14 protein-coding genes are annotated in these 18,377 nt (G+C 69.0%); 4 read left to right on the top strand and 10 right to left on the bottom strand.

The window, feature by feature from the left end; genetic code table 11:
* Window positions 1-26: 26 nt before the first annotated feature.
* Window positions 27-371, bottom strand: a complete 345-nt coding sequence (locus tag GDR74_RS04210; RefSeq protein WP_246179844.1) for a hypothetical protein — start codon at window positions 369-371, stop codon at window positions 27-29.
* A gap of 160 nt (window positions 372-531) precedes the next feature.
* Window positions 532-1,185, bottom strand: coding sequence for a hypothetical protein (locus GDR74_RS04205; protein ID WP_246179843.1), 654 nt, complete (start codon window positions 1,183-1,185; stop codon window positions 532-534).
* 201 nt (window positions 1,186-1,386) lie between these two features.
* Here GDR74_RS04205 and GDR74_RS04200 point away from each other — a divergent pair, with 201 nt between their 5' ends.
* Window positions 1,387-2,661 carry an efflux RND transporter periplasmic adaptor subunit gene (locus GDR74_RS04200; protein ID WP_152585128.1) on the top strand — a complete coding sequence of 425 codons (1,275 nt, stop codon included), beginning with the start codon at window positions 1,387-1,389 and terminating at the stop codon, window positions 2,659-2,661.
* 92 nt (window positions 2,662-2,753) lie between these two features.
* Complete coding sequence (locus GDR74_RS04195) at window positions 2,754-5,912, top strand: efflux RND transporter permease subunit (RefSeq protein ID WP_152585127.1); 3,159 nt, start codon at window positions 2,754-2,756, stop codon at window positions 5,910-5,912.
* A gap of 118 nt (window positions 5,913-6,030) precedes the next feature.
* Here GDR74_RS04195 and GDR74_RS04190 read toward each other — a convergent pair whose 3' ends face one another.
* The 6 genes from GDR74_RS04190 to pal all read right to left on the bottom strand — a co-directional run bounded on the left by GDR74_RS04190 (window position 6,031) and on the right by pal (window position 13,281).
* On the bottom strand, window positions 6,031-6,750 hold the full coding sequence (locus GDR74_RS04190; protein WP_194164621.1) for an outer membrane protein: 720 nt from the start codon (window positions 6,748-6,750) through the stop codon (window positions 6,031-6,033).
* Window positions 6,751-6,913: 163 nt separating this feature from the next.
* Window positions 6,914-8,290, bottom strand: coding sequence for a phosphoglucosamine mutase (gene glmM, locus GDR74_RS04185; RefSeq protein ID WP_152585125.1), 1,377 nt, complete (start codon window positions 8,288-8,290; stop codon window positions 6,914-6,916).
* Window positions 8,291-8,556: 266 nt separating this feature from the next.
* Complete coding sequence (ftsH, locus tag GDR74_RS04180) at window positions 8,557-10,476, bottom strand: ATP-dependent zinc metalloprotease FtsH (RefSeq protein WP_152585124.1); 1,920 nt, start codon at window positions 10,474-10,476, stop codon at window positions 8,557-8,559.
* A 115-nt stretch (window positions 10,477-10,591) separates the two neighbouring features.
* A complete protein-coding gene (tilS, locus tag GDR74_RS04175) occupies window positions 10,592-11,641 on the bottom strand; it encodes a tRNA lysidine(34) synthetase TilS (RefSeq protein WP_152587647.1) in 1,050 nt (349 codons plus the stop codon).
* A 43-nt stretch (window positions 11,642-11,684) separates the two neighbouring features.
* On the bottom strand, window positions 11,685-12,656 hold the full coding sequence (gene ybgF, locus GDR74_RS04170; RefSeq protein WP_152585123.1) for a tol-pal system protein YbgF: 972 nt from the start codon (window positions 12,654-12,656) through the stop codon (window positions 11,685-11,687).
* A gap of 121 nt (window positions 12,657-12,777) precedes the next feature.
* Window positions 12,778-13,281 (bottom strand): peptidoglycan-associated lipoprotein Pal, encoded by a 504-nt coding sequence (pal, locus tag GDR74_RS04165; protein ID WP_152585122.1) that lies wholly within the window; start codon window positions 13,279-13,281, stop codon window positions 12,778-12,780.
* Between the two features lie 257 nt (window positions 13,282-13,538).
* Between pal and GDR74_RS04160 the strand changes: the two genes are divergently transcribed.
* Complete coding sequence (locus tag GDR74_RS04160; RefSeq protein ID WP_152585121.1) at window positions 13,539-15,074, top strand: phospholipase D-like domain-containing protein; 1,536 nt, start codon at window positions 13,539-13,541, stop codon at window positions 15,072-15,074.
* Between the two features lie 87 nt (window positions 15,075-15,161).
* The gene (locus GDR74_RS04155) at window positions 15,162-15,782 is read left to right on the top strand and encodes an HdeD family acid-resistance protein (protein WP_152585120.1); all 621 of its coding nucleotides are present in this window, start codon (window positions 15,162-15,164) and stop codon (window positions 15,780-15,782) included.
* Window positions 15,783-15,874: 92 nt separating this feature from the next.
* On the opposite strand, the gene tolB is transcribed toward GDR74_RS04155, so the two are convergent.
* Both tolB and tolA read right to left on the bottom strand, forming a co-directional pair.
* Window positions 15,875-17,209 (bottom strand): Tol-Pal system beta propeller repeat protein TolB, encoded by a 1,335-nt coding sequence (gene tolB / locus GDR74_RS04150; protein WP_152585119.1) that lies wholly within the window; start codon window positions 17,207-17,209, stop codon window positions 15,875-15,877.
* A gap of 32 nt (window positions 17,210-17,241) precedes the next feature.
* Complete coding sequence (gene tolA, locus GDR74_RS04145) at window positions 17,242-18,360, bottom strand: cell envelope integrity protein TolA (RefSeq protein ID WP_194164694.1); 1,119 nt, start codon at window positions 18,358-18,360, stop codon at window positions 17,242-17,244.
* Between the last annotated feature and the right edge of the window lie 17 nt (window positions 18,361-18,377).

Below are 18,377 nucleotides of genomic sequence, written 5' to 3'. Positions count from 1 at the left end.
GGCGACGTCCCTCCGGACGACACGTCTCAGGAAGGCGGGAACCAGGCCCGCTCCCGCCGGGCGAACCACAGGCCGCCGGGATCCTCGTCCCTGGCGCCGTTGGCGAGCCATTCGCGCACCACGTTCTCGACGATCTCGTCCGGTGTCGAACCGTATTGCGGCTGCGCGATCCACTCGTGCTCGCCTTCCAGCCCGCCACCCACGACCGGCACCGCGCCGCACGACAGCAGCTCGGCGATGCAGCGCCGGACATAATCGGTCAGCGCCTCGCCTTCGAGGCCGAAGCCAATGCGGCCACCCGGCACGATCCGCCACATCCCGACCGCGTCGACGGGAAGTTCGTTGGCCACCATCTTGATCCATTCGCTCATGGGACGGCCATACCTGAGGTGTTTAGGTTCTTCCGTTGTCATTTCTGGTGCACCTTTATCCATTAACAACATCGGGATGATTGTTCTGAATGACATCAATCGTGATGCCATGGTCCTCGCTCCGTCTCACTCCAAAGACGGACCCGTCCGGACGCCGGCACTAAAGGCCGCTATATCCCACAGGCGACCGGACCATTTGCGAGCCCGGTGTAAGAGCTTCCAGCAGCTCGTTGAATTTCAGCGGAGTCACCGTACGTGTTGTTTCGTCCATGCCCCTGTACCGCATCCCGACATGCTGCCCGTTGGGCATGAGGATTTCCTCCATCGGTCCCCGGACAGGCTCTGGCCTGCCCAGTTCCCTCAGCCGCGCTGCCGCCTGTAAGGCCGCCTGTAAGGCTGCGGATTCGTTCGCCAGGATCTCGCCCTCGACTCCTTCGTAGATGCTCGGCCTCGGGCGCCAGTTGGGATCGTGTCTCTGCACCTCCCGCACGAGCGCGCGGGCATGTGCCGCCGACACGTCGAGGCGCACTTCCTGCGCCGGCGTCGTCTCGTAAGTCCGGCCACGGATGACGCGTGCCCCGCCCCCTCCCGGGCGCGGGGACACGGGCTCGACAGGGGCGGAACCGCCCCCATCGGTCCGCTGTCCGCCATCCGGATGGCCGGCGGGGACGTGCGGCTGGGCCGGGTTGAACCGCCTCAAGGCCAGGGATATCCGGAGGGATCCCAGCTCCAGCTGAGCGGCCGCGAAGGCCTCGCGGGCGCCCGGCAATTCCCGCATCTGCGAATGGGAAAAGTCATAAGGCAATTCCGACACTCCGAAACATCCATGTATTGTCGGAACATAACATGGACACTATCAAGCCTCCTTGGATCGGAGCCGATGGGAGCGAGACTTTCGGAGAGCGGCAGATTACGAAATCGTAATACAAAATTCCGTGTGCCCTGCGCTATGGTGGCGGGGCTTGGCCCGTAATGTGCTAGGAACTCCGCCAGAAAAACCGTCACAGGAGCGAGCATGCGTGTGTCCCGTCAGCTCGCCGTCATTGCCGTGCTGGGGGCAGCAGGGTTTGGCGGCTGGTACGCCTATCAGGGCGGCCATCTCGCGAAGGCGCCGCTCGTCGGCGCCTATTTCGCGAAGGCGGAGGACCCTGCGGCCCGGTCCGGGCGGGGCGGACGCGGCGGCCCCCCGGGCCCGCCCACCGTCGAGGTGAGCACGGTCGGGACGGGACGGATCGTCGAGACCCGCGAGTCGGTGGGCACCGTCCGCGCCTATGAATCCATCACCGTGACCGCGAAGATCGCCGGCGTGATCGCCGAGATCGGCTTCGAGGAGGGCCAGAAGGTCAAGGCCGGCAACATGCTCGTGCAGCTCGACGCGGCGGAGCGCAAGGCCGAGATCGAGCAGGCCATCGCGGAGACGAACCGCGCCATCGCGCAGCGGAACGAGGTGGCGATCAAGCTGGAGCGTGCCCAGGCGCTCAACCGCACCGGCGCCGGAACGGGCGCCCAGGTGGAGGACCTGACCGCCCAGGTGAAGTCCCTCGAAGGCGCCATCGCCTCCGCCCAGGCCCAGCGCAAGGCCGCGGAAGCGCGCCTCGAGGACCTGACGATCCGCGCCCCCTTCGCGGGCCGGGTCGGCACCCGCGCGGTGTCCCTCGGCGCCTTCATCTCTCCCGGCACCCGCATCACGACCCTCGACGACCTGTCCAGGGTGAGGCTCGACTTCGCCGTGCCGGAGAACCTCCTCGGACGCCTCAAGCCCGGCCAGGCGGTGAACGCCACCTCCCCGGCCTACAAGGGTCGGATCTTCAAGGGCGCGGTCTCGACCATCGACACCCGGGTCGACCCGACCACGCGGACCGTGCGCCTGACCGCGGATTTCGACAACCCGGACGAGGCGCTCAAGCCCGGCATGTTCCTGTCCGTCACCCTGGAGGTGACGACGAAGGACGACGCGGTGATCGTGCCAGAGGAGGCCATCGTCAGCGAGGGCCTGCGCCAGCTCGTCTATCCGGTGAAGGACGGCAAGGTCGAGCGCCGCATCGTCACCATCGGACAGCGCCAGAACGGGAAGGTGGAGATCGTCGACGGCCTCAGGGCGGGCGAGACCATCGTCGTGCTCGGCGTCCAGCGCGTGCGCCCCGGCCAGGAGGTCGTCGCACGGCCCGCCGGCTCCGCGCCGGCGCCCCAGCCGCAGCAGCCGCCTCCCGGAAATCGGGAGCAGCCCTCGCGCAGCTCGCTCAACCTCCCGCAGGCCATCGGCACCGCCGCGGCCGCGGAGCGCAACTGAGGGAACGACGATGCCATTTCTGTCCGGGGCGGCGGGCGTGAAGGAGGCTTCCCGCTCAGGCCATCCCGACATCAGCCGGACTCGATAGGGCCATGCAGGTTTCCGACCTCTTCATCCGCCGTCCCGTCTTCGCCGTCGTGGTCAGCCTGCTGCTGGTCGTGGGCGGCCTCGCCTCGCTCATCAACCTGCCGGTGCGGGAATATCCGAGCGTCGACCGGCCCGTCGTGTCCGTCTCGACGATCTATCGCGGCGCGTCCAACGAGGTGATCGAAAGCCGCGTGACGGAGGTGATCGAAGGCGCCGTCGCCGGCATCGAGGGCATCCGGCAGATCAACTCGCAGAGCCAGAACGAGCGCTCCTCCGTCTCCATCGAGTTCGACGTGTCGCGGGATCCGGAAGGCGCGACCTCCGACGTGCGCGACGCGGTGTTCCGGGTCGTGGGGCGCCTGCCCGACGGAGTCGATCAGCCGGTCATCCGCAAGGTGGACGACAACGCCTCCGCGATCATGTGGATCAGCGTCACCTCCACCACCTACGACGCGCTGGAGCTGAGCGACTTCCTCAAGCGCGTCTACGTGGACCGGCTCTCCACGGTTCCGGGCGTCGCCAACGTCTACCTCGCCGGCGAGCGGCGCTATGCCATGCGGATCTGGGTCGACCGGGCGGCGCTCGCCGCCCGCAACCTCACGGTCCAGGACCTGGAGAGCGCCATCAAGAAGCAGAACGTGGAGCTGCCGGGCGGGCGCATCGAATCCCTTCAGCGCGAGTTCACGGTGAAGACCGATTCCCGCCTCGCCTCTCCGCGCGACTTCGAGCAGGTCATCGTCTCCAACAAGAACGGCCACCTCGTCCGTCTCGGCGAGGTGGCGAAGGTCGAGGTGGGCGCGCAGGACACGCGCTTCGAGTTCTACGACTCGGGCAAGACCGCCGTCGGCATTGGCATCGTGCGCCAGTCCACCGCCAACACGCTCTCCGTGGCCAACGACGTGCGCGCGGAGCTCGCCAAGCTGAACGAGTCCCTGCCGCCAGGAACCGCGGCGGAGGTGTCCTACGACGAGAGCCAGTTCATCAGCGCGTCGATCAACGGCGTGCTGCGCACGCTGGTGGAGGGCCTCATCCTCGTCGTCCTGGTGATCCTGCTGTTCCTGCGCGACTGGCGGTCCACCATCGTCGCCATGGTGGCGATTCCCGTCTCCATCATCGCCGCCTTCATGGTGATGAGCTACTTCAACGCCTCGGTGAACGTGCTGACGCTGCTCGCCATCGTGCTCGCCATCGGCATCGTGGTGGACGACGCCATCGTGGAGATCGAGAACGTCCACCGGCGCATCGAGGAGGGGCAGCCGCCGCTCCTCGCCTCCTTCGACGGAGCGCGGGAGATCGGGTTCGCGGTGATCGCCACCACGGCGACGCTCATGGCCGTGTTCGTGCCGCTGGCCTTCATGACCGGCAACACCGGCAAGCTGTTCCGCGAGTTCGCCATCACCCTCGCCGCGGCGATCTTCTTCTCCGGCGTGGTGGCCCGGACGCTCACGCCCATGCTCTGCTCCAAGCTGATGGTGCCGGCCCACGGCCGCATCCAGACGATGACGGAGCCGTTCTTCACGGGCATGAACAACGCCTACCGCCGCCTCCTCTCGAAGGCCCTCAACGCGCCGCTGGTGATCCTCGCCATGGGTGTCGCCGTGTCCTTCGCGGCTTACGGCCTGTTCCAGATGATTCCGCAGGAGTTCGCGCCGACCGAGGACCGGGGTGCGATCATCGTGCAGATCAGCGCGCCCGAGGGCGCGAGCCTCGACTACACCCGCGAGCGGGTGAAGGAGGTCGAGCGGCAGATCATCCCCTACCGGGACAAGGGCATCGTCGCCTCGATCACGAGCCAGGTCGCGCCCGGCTTCGCGCGGCCCTCGCCGGTCAATTCCGGCATCATCATCGTGCGCCTCGTCCCCTGGGACAAGCGCACCATGAAGCAGCAGCAGCTGACCCAGGAGCTGTTCGGCAAGGTCTCCAACTTCCCCGGCGCCCGCGCCTTCCCCATCAACCCGGGCTCCCTCGGCCAGCGCGGCCTGTCGCAGCCGATCCAGTTCGTGCTCGGCGGGCCCGACTACGACACCCTGCGGCAGTGGCGGGACATCGTGATGCAGAAGGCCCAGGAGACCGGGCTCTTCGTCAACATGGATTCCAACTACAAGGAGTCGCAGCCCGACATCCGCGTGCGCATCGACCGCGCCCGCGCCGCCGACCTCGGCGTTTCGGTGGAGGATATCGGCCGCACCCTGGAGCTGATGTTCGGCGAGACCGAGATCTCGACCTTCGTCAGCCGCGGCGAGGAATACGGGGTCATCATCCGCGGCCGCCCCGAGGACAGGGCGACGCCGAACGACCTGACCAACACCTTCATCCGCGCCGCGAACGGCGATCTCGTGCCCCTCTCCTCCTTCGTGACCCTCGCCGAGACCGCGGCGCCGCAGACGCTCAACCGCTTCGACCGGCTGCGCTCCATCACGATCCAGTCGTCCCTTCGCCCCGGCGTGTCGATCGGCGAGGGCCTCGACGCCCTCGAACGGATCGTGCAGGAAAACCTGCCCGCGGAGGCGCGGATCGGCTACACCGGCCAGTCGAAAGACTTCCGCGAATCCTCCAACGCGATCTACGTCACGTTCGGCATGGCGCTGCTCGTGGTCTTCCTGGTGCTGGCGGCCCAGTTCGAGAGCTGGATCAACCCGTTCATCATCATGCTCACCGTGCCGCTGGCCGTCACCGGCGGGCTGGCGGCGCTGGCGCTGACGGGTCAGTCCCTCAACATCTACAGCCAGATCGGCATGATCCTGCTCATCGGCCTCATGACGAAGAACGGCATCCTCATCGTCGAGTTCTCGAACCAGCTGCGCGAGCGCGGCTATACGGTGCGGGACGCGGTGGTCGAGGCGTCCGTGCTGCGCCTGCGCCCGATCCTGATGACGTCGATCGCCATGATCGGCGGCGCCATCCCCCTCGCCTGGTCCTCCGGCGCTGGCGCCGAGGCCCGCAACGCCATCGGCTCCGTGATCGTCGGCGGCGTCACCCTCTCGACGCTCCTGACGGTTCTCGTGGTGCCGTCGATCTACCTTCTCATCGGCGGCTATACCAGGCCCGCCACCTACGTGAGCGACCTGATCGAGACCCTGCGTGCCCAGACCGGCCTGCGTCCGCACGGAGAGGAGCTGGGCGGCCCGACCGAGCACCGCCCGCCCGCACATCCGGCGGAATGACCGCCGGCTGGAGCATCGCGCGCGAAAGTGGGAACCGGCTTTGCGCGACAAGATGCTCGAGATCGGAAACTGGGAGCATCGGTCGTGAGTTCGCGGTCACGTCCGAGGTTCTGCCGCTCTACTGGAATGCGTAGCGCAGGCCGAGGCGGAGCTCCTGCGTGCCGATGCTCCGCGCGCGGAGCGGCGGCTGCGCTCCTTCGAGGTCGGTACGGGCCCCGCCCAGATGCGTGTAGCGGTAGGCGAGATCCAGCTTGAGCCGATCTGCCAGGTCGATGGCGACGCCACCCGTGAGCGCCCAGGCGAGAGCGGTCCTGGTGCCCGACGGCAGGGGAACCGCCTCCGCCCCCGCCAACCGCGCCGCATCGTCGAACCGGTTGCGGCCGATCCCGATGCCCGCTCCGAGATAGGGCGTGACGCCGCTCCACAGCGGCAGGTCGAGATAGGCGTTGACGAGAACGGTCGTGGCCTGGAAGTCCGCCCGGTCGAAAGCGAGGCTTGACACGCCGAAGCGGCGGCCTTCATAGGGCCCGCCGAAGCGGTGGTCGACGGTCAGGTCGGCCCTGAGCCAGGAGGCCAGCCGGTAGCCGATGCCCGCCCCGAGAGCGGTCTCCCGGTCGAGCCTCGCCTTGGCCAGGGGCGGCACGTCGGCCGTTCCGGCATCGCGTCCGTGACGCAGCACCGGCTCGTCGAGTCCGATATCCCCGCGCAGGTACCAGCCGGCGCCGTCGCTCTCGTCGGAATCGTCGAGCACCGGGGCGGGCGGCAGGTCGACGGCCCGGGCGGGCGGCGCACCGAGACACAGGGCCAGGCCCGCCAGGACAAACGCAATCCGGCGCAATCGGGAACCTCCGCGAAGAACCATCCGAAACCGGTCCGGCAGGACCGCGGATGCAACCCTAAGGCGGAGTGGTTAAGCGCCGATTAACCTTAACAGAAGGGATCGGATCGAGCGGTGTCGCCCCGGCGGCCGCCTGAGGCGCCGGGACGGCGGCAGAGCGATCCTACGCCGCGCCCTTGACCGGCGCGTCGGCGAGGGTCTGGCTCGCGGCGCGGCTCACCGCGTCGACCACGTCGTCCACCACCCGGGCGATGAGGTCGCTGTCGTCGCCCTCCGCCATGACGCGGATGACCGGCTCCGTGCCGGAGGGCCGGATGACGAGGCGGCCCCGGGCGCCCAGGCGCTCGCGCCCGGCCTCGATGGCCTTGACCACGGTTTCGGACTGCAGGGGCTGCCCGGACTTGTAGCGCACGTTCTTGAGGATCTGCGGCAGGGGCTCGAAGCAGTGGCAGACCTCGGAGACCGGGCGGTCGAGCCGCTTCACCACGGCGAGCAGCTGGAGCGCGGCGATGAGGCCGTCGCCCGTCGTGGTGTAGTCCGACATGATGATGTGGCCGGACTGCTCGCCGCCGAGGTTGAAGCCGTGGGCGCGCATGTGCTCCAGCACGTAGCGGTCGCCCACCGCGGTGCGCACGAGGCTCAGGCCCAGTTCGCCGAGGAAGCGCTCGAGGCCCAGGTTGGACATGACGGTCGCGACGATGCCGCCCTGCGACAGGCGTCCGTCCTCCTGCCAGGAGCGGGCCACGACGGCCATGAGCTGGTCGCCGTCGACCTTGTGGCCCTTCTCGTCGACGATCAGCACGCGGTCGGCATCCCCGTCGAGGGCGATGCCCACGTCCGCCCGCAGCTCGCGCACCTTGTGGACGAGGGCGTCGGGCGCGGTGGAGCCGACCTCGTGATTGATGTTGAAGCCGTTGGGCTCGACGCCGATGGACATGACCTCGGCGCCAAGCTCCCACAGCGCCTCGGGAGCGACCTTGTAGCCGGCGCCGTTGGCGCAGTCGATCACGACGCGCATGCCCTCGAGGTCGAGCTGGCGCGGCAGGGTGCGCTTGGCGAATTCGATGTAGCGGGCATCCGCGCTCTCGATGCGCTTGGCGCGGCCGAGCAGGGAGGAGCCGGCGAGGCGGAGCGAAAGGTCGGAATCGATCAGGCTCTCGATCTCGCGCTCCACGTCGTCGTTGAGCTTGAACCCGTCCGGGCCGAAGAGCTTGATCCCGTTGTCCTCGTAAGGGTTGTGGGAGGCGGAGATCATGACGCCGAGGTCGCAGCGCATGGACCGCGTCAGCATGGCGACCGCCGGGGTCGGCATCGGCCCGAGGAGGAGCACGTCCATCCCCACGGAGGTGAAGCCCGCCACAAGGGCGTTCTCGATCATGTAGCCGGACAGGCGGGTATCCTTGCCGATGATGACCCGGTGCCGGTAGTCCCCCCGCTGGAACATGAGGCCCGCCGCCTGTCCCACCTTGAGGGCGAGATCCGGCGTGATGACCCCGTTGGCGCGGCCGCGGATGCCGTCCGTTCCGAAGTATTTGCGCACGTGCTGGTTCTCCGCCTTGTATAGCGCCGATATGCGCCCTGGTCTTCTCAAAGCAACCTCCCTGAATCGGGTCAAGGCTTTCGCGCCCAGCAGGCCATCACAAGTGATAAGCAATTGTTACAATGCAGAACGCAACCGGCTCCTTCCCACTCTTAAACTTGTTGGGCTCACGAAAAAACGCCCGCTCATGGCGGGCGTTTCCGTTCTTAGGGAGTGCTTCCAAAAGGTCAGGCGGACTTGAGGGTCAGGCCCGACCTCGGGTCGGGTCAGACCTGGGGCTGAGGCTCCATGCCGCCGTCGCTCTCCCGCGGGCGGCCCCGGCCGGCGGTCGGCACGGCCGAGCCGCGGCTGGAGGAGACCGTGTCCGCCGTGTCGCGGATCGGCGGCTGCCCGTCGAGAAGGTTGCGGATCTCGTCGCCGGTGAGGGTCTCGTATTCGAGGAGCCCCTTGGCCAGGATTTCGAGGTCGTTCCGCTTCTCGGTCAGGATGCGGCGCGCATCCGCCAGGCCGCCCTCGACCAGACGGCGCACCTCGGAGTCGATCTTCTGGGCGGTCGCTTCGGACACGTTCTGCTGCCGGCCCATCTGCATGCCGAGGAAGACCTCGTCCTGGTTCTCGCCGTAGGCGACGGTGCCCAGCTCGGGGGAGAAGCCCCATTTGGTCACCATCATCCGGGCGAGGCGGGTGGCCTGCTCGATGTCCGACTGGGCGCCCGAGGTCACCTTCTCCTTGCCGAAGATCATCTCCTCGGCGACGCGGCCGCCCATCATGATGGCGAGGCGGGAGGTCATCTGCTCGAAGGTCATGGAGAGCTTGTCGCGCTCGGGAAGCTGCATGACCATGCCGAGCGCCCGGCCGCGGGGAATGATGGTGGCCTTGTGCACCGGATCCGTCGCGGGGACGTTGAGGGCGACGATGGCGTGCCCCGCCTCGTGATAGGCGGTCAGGCGCTTCTCGTCGTCGGTCATGACCAGGGTGCGGCGCTCCGCGCCCATCATTACCTTGTCCTTGGCGTCCTCGAACTCGTGCATGGTGACGATGCGCTTGCCGCGGCGGGCCGCCAGCAGGGCCGCCTCGTTGACCAGGTTCATCAGGTCGGCGCCGGAGAAGCCGGGAGTGCCGCGGGCGATGACCTTCAGGTCCACGTCGGGGGCGAGCGGAACCTTGCGCACATGGACGCGCAGGATCTTCTCGCGGCCGGTGACGTCCGGGTTCGGCACCACGATCTGTCGGTCGAAGCGGCCGGGCCGCAGGAGGGCTGGGTCGAGCACGTCGGGGCGGTTCGTCGCCGCGATGATGATGATGCCCTCGTTGGCCTCGAAGCCGTCCATCTCCACCAGGAGCTGGTTGAGGGTCTGCTCGCGCTCGTCATTGCCGCCGCCCAGGCCGGCGCCGCGATGGCGGCCGACCGCGTCGATCTCGTCGATGAAGATGATGCAGGGGGCGTTCTTCTTGGCCTGGTCGAACATGTCGCGGACGCGCGAGGCGCCGACGCCCACGAACATCTCGACGAAGTCCGAGCCGGAAATGGTGAAGAAGGGCACGTTGGCCTCGCCCGCCACGGCGCGGGCGGTCAGAGTCTTACCCGTACCGGGAGGGCCGACGAGCAGCACGCCGCGCGGGATGCGGCCGCCGAGGCGCTGGAACTTCTGCGGATCGCGCAGGAACTCCACGATCTCCTGCAGGTCCTCCTTGGCCTCGTCCACGCCGGCGACGTCGTCGAAGGTCACGCGGCCATGCGCCTCCGTGAGAAGCTTGGCCTTGGACTTGCCGAAGCCCATGGCCCGCCCCGCCCCGTTCTGCATCTGGCGCGACAGGAACACCCAGGCGCCGATGAAGAGCGCGATGGGCAGGATGTTCATGAGCACCGCGATGAACCAGGGGGTCGAGTCCGATTGCGGTCGGGCGGTGATCTGCACGCCCTTCTGCTGCAGCTTCGACACCAGGGTCGGATCGTTGGGCGCGTAGGTCGTGAAGGTGCGGCCGTCCGTGTAGGTGCCGCTGATCTCCGGACCGGAGATCACAACGTTGGAGATGCGGCCGGCATCGGCATCGCTGAGGAGCTGGCTGTAGGCAATATCGCCGCTGCCGCCACGATGGCCCGGGCTCTGGAACAGCGTCACGAGCGCCAGGACCAGAAGGAAAATGACGACCCACAAGGCGAAATTGCGGAAATTTGAATTCATCGGATCAGTTTCTGCCCCAGAGGGAGATGATGCGCGAAGCTGCCCCCGCGCGGCTAAACTCAATGTAGGCGGCCCTTTCTCCCTTGCCAAGGGAATGCGGCGCCCATGCGGCATCTCATGCGGGCCTTCGATGAACCTCCGTCCGCCCGCGCCGGCGGGGCGGCTCCGGCGCGATGGCGAGGCGGCCCCGCGCATCGAGCCTGACCAGCGCCCCGGCGATGCTGACCCGGAGTCCCTCCCCTTTCGCCAGGGCCTCCCGGAGCCGGTCCGTGCAGGCCTCCAGGCGCTGCAGGCGGCCGCTCTCGATCCTCATCCCCGCCTGCCCGAGCGCATGAACGAAGAAGCGCAGCGCGATCTCGAAGGGCTCCTCGGCGAGAGGGGTGGCATCGAGCTCCAGGCCGCCCTCCCCGGACTCGGGCCGGGCGCGGGCCAGGGCCTCGGCGGCCTTGGCCTCCAGCGCCTCCTCCGCCCGGCGGGCCCGGCGGGCGAGGAGCGCGAGGCGCTCGGCGGTCATCCCCTCGGCGGCGAGGGACGGCATCAGCCGGCGCCAGCGCACCCGCGCGAAGCGTTCGTCCGCGTTGGACGGATCCTCCACATAGGGCCAGCCCTCCCGGCGGCAGAGGTCGAGGAGCGCGCGCTTGGGCCAGTCGAGGAGCGGGCGGACATGGCGCAGCCCGTCCCGGTCCCGCTCGGGGCGCATCCCGCCGAGCCCCGTGAGGCCGGAGCCGCGCGCCAGCCGCATGAGGACCGTCTCGGCCTGGTCGTCCAGGGTATGGGCGGTGACGAGATGGGTCGCGCCTTCCTCGCGGGCGAGGCGGGCGAGAAGGCCGTAGCGGGCGTCCCGGGCCGCCTCCTGAAGGCCCGTGCCGGGCTTCGGCCCGGTCCAGCGCAGGGTGCGGTGCGGAAGGCCGAGGCGCGCGGCGCCCTCTGCGACGAAGGCGGCCTCCCGCGCCGCCTCCGGCCGCAGGCCGTGATCGACGGTGGCGACGAGGACCGGGGGCCGGTTTCCGGCCTCGCGCCAGAGAGCCAGGAGATGCATGAGGGCCGTCGAGTCGGGACCGCCGGACACGGCGGCGAGGACGGCGCGGGCGGACGACAGGGAGGCGAAAAGGACATCCAGCCGTTCGGCGGAGGCGAGGTCGGCGAAGGCGGGGGAGCGGGTCACGCGGCGGGCGGCATCGGCGCGGAGGATCTTCGGCCGCACATCTTCAGCCGCACTTGGAGCGGCGCTGCTCGCGCTCGGAGGCCTGGCGGACGGCGGCGGAGGCCTGGGGATACTTGCGGTCGAGTTCGGCGAAGACGGCGCAGGCCCGGTCGCGGGCGCCGAGGCCGTTGAGGGAGACGCCGAGCTTCAGGAGCGCCTCGGGGGCGCGGGCGGCGTTCGGATGCTCCGTCGAGACGTTGAGGAACTGCTCCGCCGCCTCCCGGTAGCGGTTGCGCTGGAGGTAGGTCTCGCCGAGCCAGTAGGCAGCCTCCGGGACCAGCTTGTCGCGGGGGTTCGACTGCAGGAACCGGCGGAAGGCCATCTCGGCGTCGTCGTACCGCTGCTGTGCGAAATAGCCGTAGGCCGTCTCGAAATCGGCGCGGGGGTCCCCGATGCTGGTGGCGGCCACGCTCGGGCCGCGCGGGACGGGAACCGTGGAGGGAATCGCCGCGGTCCGGCCGCTCGGATTGATGTCGAGCGGGGCCGCATCCATGGCCCCCTCCTCTTCCTCGATCAGCTCGCCGATCCCGGAAAGCTGCTGGCCCGGAACCTGGGCTCCCCGGTTCCCGGGGAGCGGGAGGGGCTGCCCCGCATCGGCCGTCAGCGGCGCGGAAGGGGGCGTCGTCCCGAGCGGGCGGGGAGCCCCGGGCGCGCCCGGGGCCTCCGAGGGATCGAACACGTCGCTGCGCCGCTGCGGCTGGGCCGGGGCCGGGGCCGGGCGGGAGGGCGTAGCGGCCGGAGGAGCCTTGCCGCCGCGGCCTTCCTGGAAGCGGTACTCGACGTCCTCCTGGAACCGGCGGAGCTGCTCCTTGACCACCTGGTTCTCGTGCTGGAGCTGCTCCAGCTGGCCGGACATCTGCCGGAACTGGTTCTCGAGCCGGTTGAGGCGCACGATGGCCTCGGCCGCGTCCTGCGCGGCGGCGGGCCCGGCCAGGGCCGTCACGAAGGCGAAAAGGGCGATCAGGCGGCGCAGCATTCTCGATAACCGTGGAAGTCGCAACAAAGGTGCCGATAACACAAATGCGCCGCCACGGCGAGATTGTGGCGGCGCAGTCCGGCCCTTCGCGGATCGGAAGGGAGATGTCATTCGCAGGCCCTTACGCTCCGGCACCCGTGTTCAGCACGGTGACGGCGCGGCGGTTCTGCGACCAGCAGGAGATGTCGTTGCACACCGCAACCGGGCGCTCCTTGCCGTAGGACACGGTGCGCAGGCGCGAGGCGTTGACGCCGCGGGACACCAGATAGTCGCGGACGGTCTGGGCGCGGCGGGCGCCGAGGGAGAAGTTGTATTCGCGGGTGCCGCGCTCGTCCGCATGGCCCTCGATGATGAAGGTGTAGTTCGGATAGCGGTTGAGCCACTGGGCCTGCTTGTCGAGGGTGGCGACGGCGGTCGGGGTCAGGTCGGTCTGGTCGGTCTCGAAGAACACGCGGTCGCCGACGTTGACGACGAAATCCTGGGGGCTGCCGGGGGTGGCCGCCCCGCCGGCGCCGAAGCCGCCGCCGGCCGCATCGGCCATTCCATCTTTGTTGGACGAACACGCCGCCGCCCCGAGGGCGAGGACGATGGCAGCGGCGAACTTGACGGCGCGCAACGTCATCATTGGCAATACTCCTTACACATACGTCTGCCGAACGTTGTGTGATCTATATCGGGCGATGGTTAAGGGAGGGTTCCGTCGCTCCGGCGGCGGGGGGCGGGATTAAGGTGAATCGAATCCGGGTCGGGAAACCTGGGCTTAGCGTTAATTAGGAGTAAATGCGGCAAAGAGGTGGCGCGCGGGCAGCCGCAGGCCCGATGCGCCGGCACGTCCCCGCGGAACGGAGAGGGCCGTTCGGCCCTTTCGTGCGTTAAGGTGTCATGAGTTCGTCGGTCACGCCCTTCACGCCCTTGAGACAAGCCGAGCCGATACCGCCGCAGCCTCCTCTGGACCCCCGGCTGGAGCGCGCCTTCGCCCGCATCGCCGACAGCGACCTGCGGCGGGGGAACGCCGTGGCTCTCCTGAAGGATGCGGGAGAGAACTATCCCGCCTGGCTCGAGGCGATCCGCGGCGCCCGGCGGGTCGTGCATTTCGAGAACTTCATCATCGCCGACGACGCGGTCGGCCGGATCTTCGCGGAAGCGCTCATGGAACGGGCGCGGGCCGGAGTGAAGGTGCGGGTCCTCTACGACTGGCTCGGCTCCTCCTGGCGGGCGCTGCCGGGCTTCTGGAATCGCCTGCGGCGGGCGGGGGTGGAGGTGCGGGTCTTCAACCCGCCGCGCCTGACGAACCCCTTCTTCATCCGGCGCAACCACCGCAAGGTCATCACCGTGGACGGGCGCAAGGGTTTCGTGGCCGGCCTGTGCGTCTCCAATTCCTGGGAAGGGGCGGACGGCACCGAACCCTGGCGCGACACGGGCCTGATGCTGGAAGGCCCGGTGGTCGCGGATCTCGACGCCGCCTTTGCGGACAGCTGGGCCAGGGCGGGAGCCCCCCTGGAGCGGAGCGAGCGCGAAGGCCTGCAGCCGGTCCCGGAGGCCGGGCCCGTGGCCGCCCGGGTGATCTGCGGTCAGCCGGGCATGTTCCGGACCTACCGCTTCGACCAGTTCGTCGCGGCGACCGCCCAGCGCAATCTCTGGCTGACGGACGCCTACTTCGTCCCGACCACCTCCTATGTCCAGGCGCTGGCCGAGGCCGCCCGGGACGGGGTGGACGTGCGGCTCCTCGTGCCCGGCACCAGCGACGTGACCGTGCTGCAGCCGGTCGTCCGGGCGGGCTACCGCTCCCTGGTCGAGGCGGGCATCCGCATCTTCGAATGGAACGGCTCCATGCTCCACGCCAAGACCGCCGTGGCGGACGGCCGCTGGGCGCGGGTGGGCTCCACCAACCTCAACCTGGCGAGCTGGGCGACCAACTGGGAGCTCGACGTGGTGGTGGAGGACCCCGGCGTCGCCCGGGCCATGGAGGAGATGTACCTCGAGGATCTCGCCAACGCGACGGAGATCGTCCCTGGCCTCCTGACCCGCCGCAGGCAGACCCAGAAGATGCGCTCCCGCCGCCTGCAGCGGCCCCGGAGAGGCGGCGTGCGGCGCCTGACCGCCGGGGCGCTCGCCATCGGCAGCCGCATCGGGAATTCCGTGAGCGGGCGGTCCCTCACGGCGACGGAGGCGAGCAGCATCGCCGTCATCGGCGCCGCCCTGCTCGCCGTCGCTCTCGTCGTGGCCCTGCTTCCGGCCCTGATCGTACTACCCCTCGTGGCCGGGCTGACCTGGCTCGGCCTGGCGCTTATGATCCGGGCCTTCCGGCTCAAATGGCGCATCCGCGTGCGGCGCCGCAAGCTCGAGCGCCGCCGCAGGCTGGCCATCGCGCAGGAGGCGGTCGCCTCCGCCGAGCGCGAGGCCCACAGGAAGGAATGAAACCCTTCTCCAAGCTTGAGCGTTGGACGGGATACCTAACCCGAGGTCAGGCATGGTGGCGTGCCTGGAACGCCAGAGGAGGTCATCATGGCAGGCGGCTCTTCACCATCCTACGGATCCTTCGACCGCGCCGAGGCGATGAGCGCCCTCCTGGCGCAGAACTGGTGGGCGGTGGCCCTGCGCGGGGTCTTCGCCATTCTCTTCGCCCTCGTCGCCCTTTTCCTGCCCGGGGCGACGATCCTGTCCCTGGTGCTGTTCTTCTCGGCCTACATGCTGGTGGACGGCGTCTTCAGCATCGTGGCGGCCGTCCGGGCCGCGTCCCATCACCAGCGCTGGGGTCTCCTGGTGCTGGAGGGCATCGTCGACATTCTCGTCGGCGTCATCGCCTTCGTCTGGCCGGGGCTGACGGTGGTGTTCTTCGTCACCCTCATGGCGGTGTGGTCGCTGATCACGGGCGTTCTCGAGATCGTGGCCGCCTTCAAGCTGAACCCGGCCTACGGGCGCGGCTGGCTGATCTTCAGCGGCATCGTCTCGGTGCTGTTCGGCATCGCGCTGCTGGTCGCCCCCCTCGTCGGCGCGGTGGTGCTCACCTGGTGGCTCGGCGCCTATGCGATGGTGTTCGGCATCACCCTCCTCGTCCTCGCCTTCAAGCTCAAGAGCCGCAAGGACGAGACGCCCGGCGCCTCCGCCATGCCCCGCGGCGCCTGAGGCATCCGCCCGGCTTCGGCGCGTTCGGGACGCGAGGCTGCCGCCTCAGGCGGCAGCCTCTTCCATGTCCATGGAGCGGACGCGGATGCGCCTCAGTTCTGCGCGCGGTTCTCGCTCAGGAGCGGCGACCAGGCCGGGTCGGAGGCGTAGGAGGGGGTCGGCACCGGCTGCTCCACCCGCCCGGTGATGTCCACCATGTAGAGCTTGCCGCCCGCCTGCCCGCCGGGATCGCGGAAGAACAGGATGTACTGGCCGTTGGGCGCCCAGGTCGGGCTCTCGTTGTGGAAGCCCTCCGTCAGGATGCGCTCGCCCGAGCCGTCCGGCTTCATGATGCCGATGGCGAAGCCGCCGGCCCGGCGCTTGGTGAAGGCGATGTAGTCGCCCCGCGGGGACCAGGCGGGCTGCGAATAGGAACCGTCGCCGAAGGAGATGCGGCGCTGGTTCGAGCCGTCGGCGTTCATGGCGTAGATCTGCTGCTGCCCGCCGCGATCGCTCTCGAACACGATCTGCGTGCCGTCGGGGGAGAAGGACGGCGAGGTGTCGATGGCGGCGGTGGAGGTCAGCCGCGTGGTGGCCCGGGTGTTCAGGTCCATCATGAAGATGTTGGCGTTGCCGCCCTGCTGCAGGCTCATGACGATGCGCTGCCCGTCGGGGGAGAAGCGCGGGCTCGAGGTCATGTCGGGGAAGTTGCCGACCACCTGGCGGGAGCCGGTCTCCAGGTTGATCACCTGCACGCGCGGCTGCTGCCCCTCGACCTGGGACATGTAGGTGATGTCCTGCGAGGCGGGCGAATAGCGCGGCGTCACGACGAGGCTGTCGCCCTGGGTGAGGTAGCGCACGTTGGCGCCGTCCTGGTCCATGATGGCGAGCCGCTTGCGGCGGTTCTCCTTCGGGCCGGACTCGTCCACGAACACGATGCGCGTGTCGAAGAAGCCGCCGAAGCCGGTGAGCTTGGTATAGACCGCGTCCGAGATGATGTGGCCGACGCGGCGCCAGAAATTGGGATCCGTCACGTATTGCTGGCCGGTGAGCTGCTGGCCCGTGTCCACGTCCCAGAGGCGGAACTCGGCCTTGAGGCGTCCCGACGGGTCGCGGGTCACGCGGCCCGTGACGAGCGCCTGCGCGCCCGCGAGCTTCCACGCCTCGAAGCGCGGCGCCACGTCGAAGGCCGGGCGCTCGGGGAAGCGCGAACGGTCGAGGGGCGCGAAGTAGCCCGAGCGCTGCAGGTTGTTGGAGATGATGCCCGAGACCCGCTGGCCGAGATCCCCCTCGCCCGCGAAGTCGGCGATGGCGATGGGCATGGGCTGGAACTGCCCGCCCGGGCCGACGCGGAAGGTGAGCTGCGCGAAAGCGGCGGGAGCGATGGCTATCATCGGCACGACGAGGGCGAGCGCGATGAGAAGACGGGACAGCAAGCGGTTGATCATGAGGATATGTCTCAAGCGGTGTGAGCTTCAGATCAGGTTGGGGTGAACTCGACGTTCAGGATCTTCCAGTCGGAGTAGTACGGGGCGTATTGGGCCGGAACGCGATAGGGCGCACAGCGCCGGACGGCACGCAGCGCCGCATCGGCAACGGCACGGTCGGTAGAGGCGCCGCCGCTGCGCAGGACGGTCGGATCCCTGGCCAGGGATCCGTCCTGGTTGAGACGGATGTCCAGAACCGGGGGCGTGACGTCGCCCCCGGTGGCGCTGATCGGTGCATTGTAGCAACGCTCGATCTGCTCGCGCAGAAGCCCCATGAGCGAGTCGCGCATGCTCGGGCTGAGCTTCGCCGCCGATCCCGTCGCGGTGCCGAGGGAGGCGGTCTTCTGGACCTCCTGGCCGGTCGCGCCGGTGGACTGGTGCCGCTCCTTGTTCTCCAGGAACTGCCGGATGTCGCCCATGTCGAGCTTCTTGGCGAGCTGGGCCTCCTTGCGGGCCTTGGCCTCCGCTTCGGCCTTCGCCTTCGCTTCCGCGAGCTTCTTCGCCTCGGCTTCCGCCTTGGCCCTGGCTTCAGCCTCCGCCTTCGCCTTGGCCTCCGCGAGCTTCCTGGCCTCGGCCTGGGCTTTCGCCTCCGCTTCCGCCTTGGCTTTCGCTTCGGCCTCGGCCTTCGCCTTCTCGGCGGCCCTGGCGCGCTCGATCGCTTCCGCCTCGGCCTTGGCCTCGGCGAGCTTCTTCTCCTCCTCGAGGGCCTTGGCCTTCTCCTCGGCCTGAGCCTGGGCGGGTTTCGGCGGCGGAGGCGGCGGCGGGGGCTGGGCCGTGACGGGCTCCTCCTTGTCCGCCACCTTCATCTCCTCCGGCCGCTTGGGCGGCGCGGGCGCGTCGCGCTTGTCCTCGCCGGGATCGCGCAGCTCGGTCTTCTCCGCCACCCGCTCGGCGCGGGGCTTGGGCTGCGGCAGCACCGTCTTGGCGGTCTTCTCGCCCTTGGTGACCTGCGAGAACTGGTTGTCGGTGATGACCTCGACCGGGATGCCCTCCTGCGCTTCGGGAAGTTCGCGGGCGATGGAGATGCCGAACAGCGCCGCGGCCAGGAGCGCCGCATGCGTGGCGCCCGAGACCCACAGGCCCGGCTCTGAGGAGTTGAACTTGAGCTTCAACGCCACGGTCTCGCCCC

Source organism: Microvirga thermotolerans, assembly GCF_009363855.1.
Classification (GTDB): domain Bacteria; phylum Pseudomonadota; class Alphaproteobacteria; order Rhizobiales; family Beijerinckiaceae; genus Microvirga; species Microvirga thermotolerans.
The sequence above is the reverse complement of the archived record's forward strand: the minus strand, read 5'-3'. Positions and strand labels throughout refer to the sequence as shown.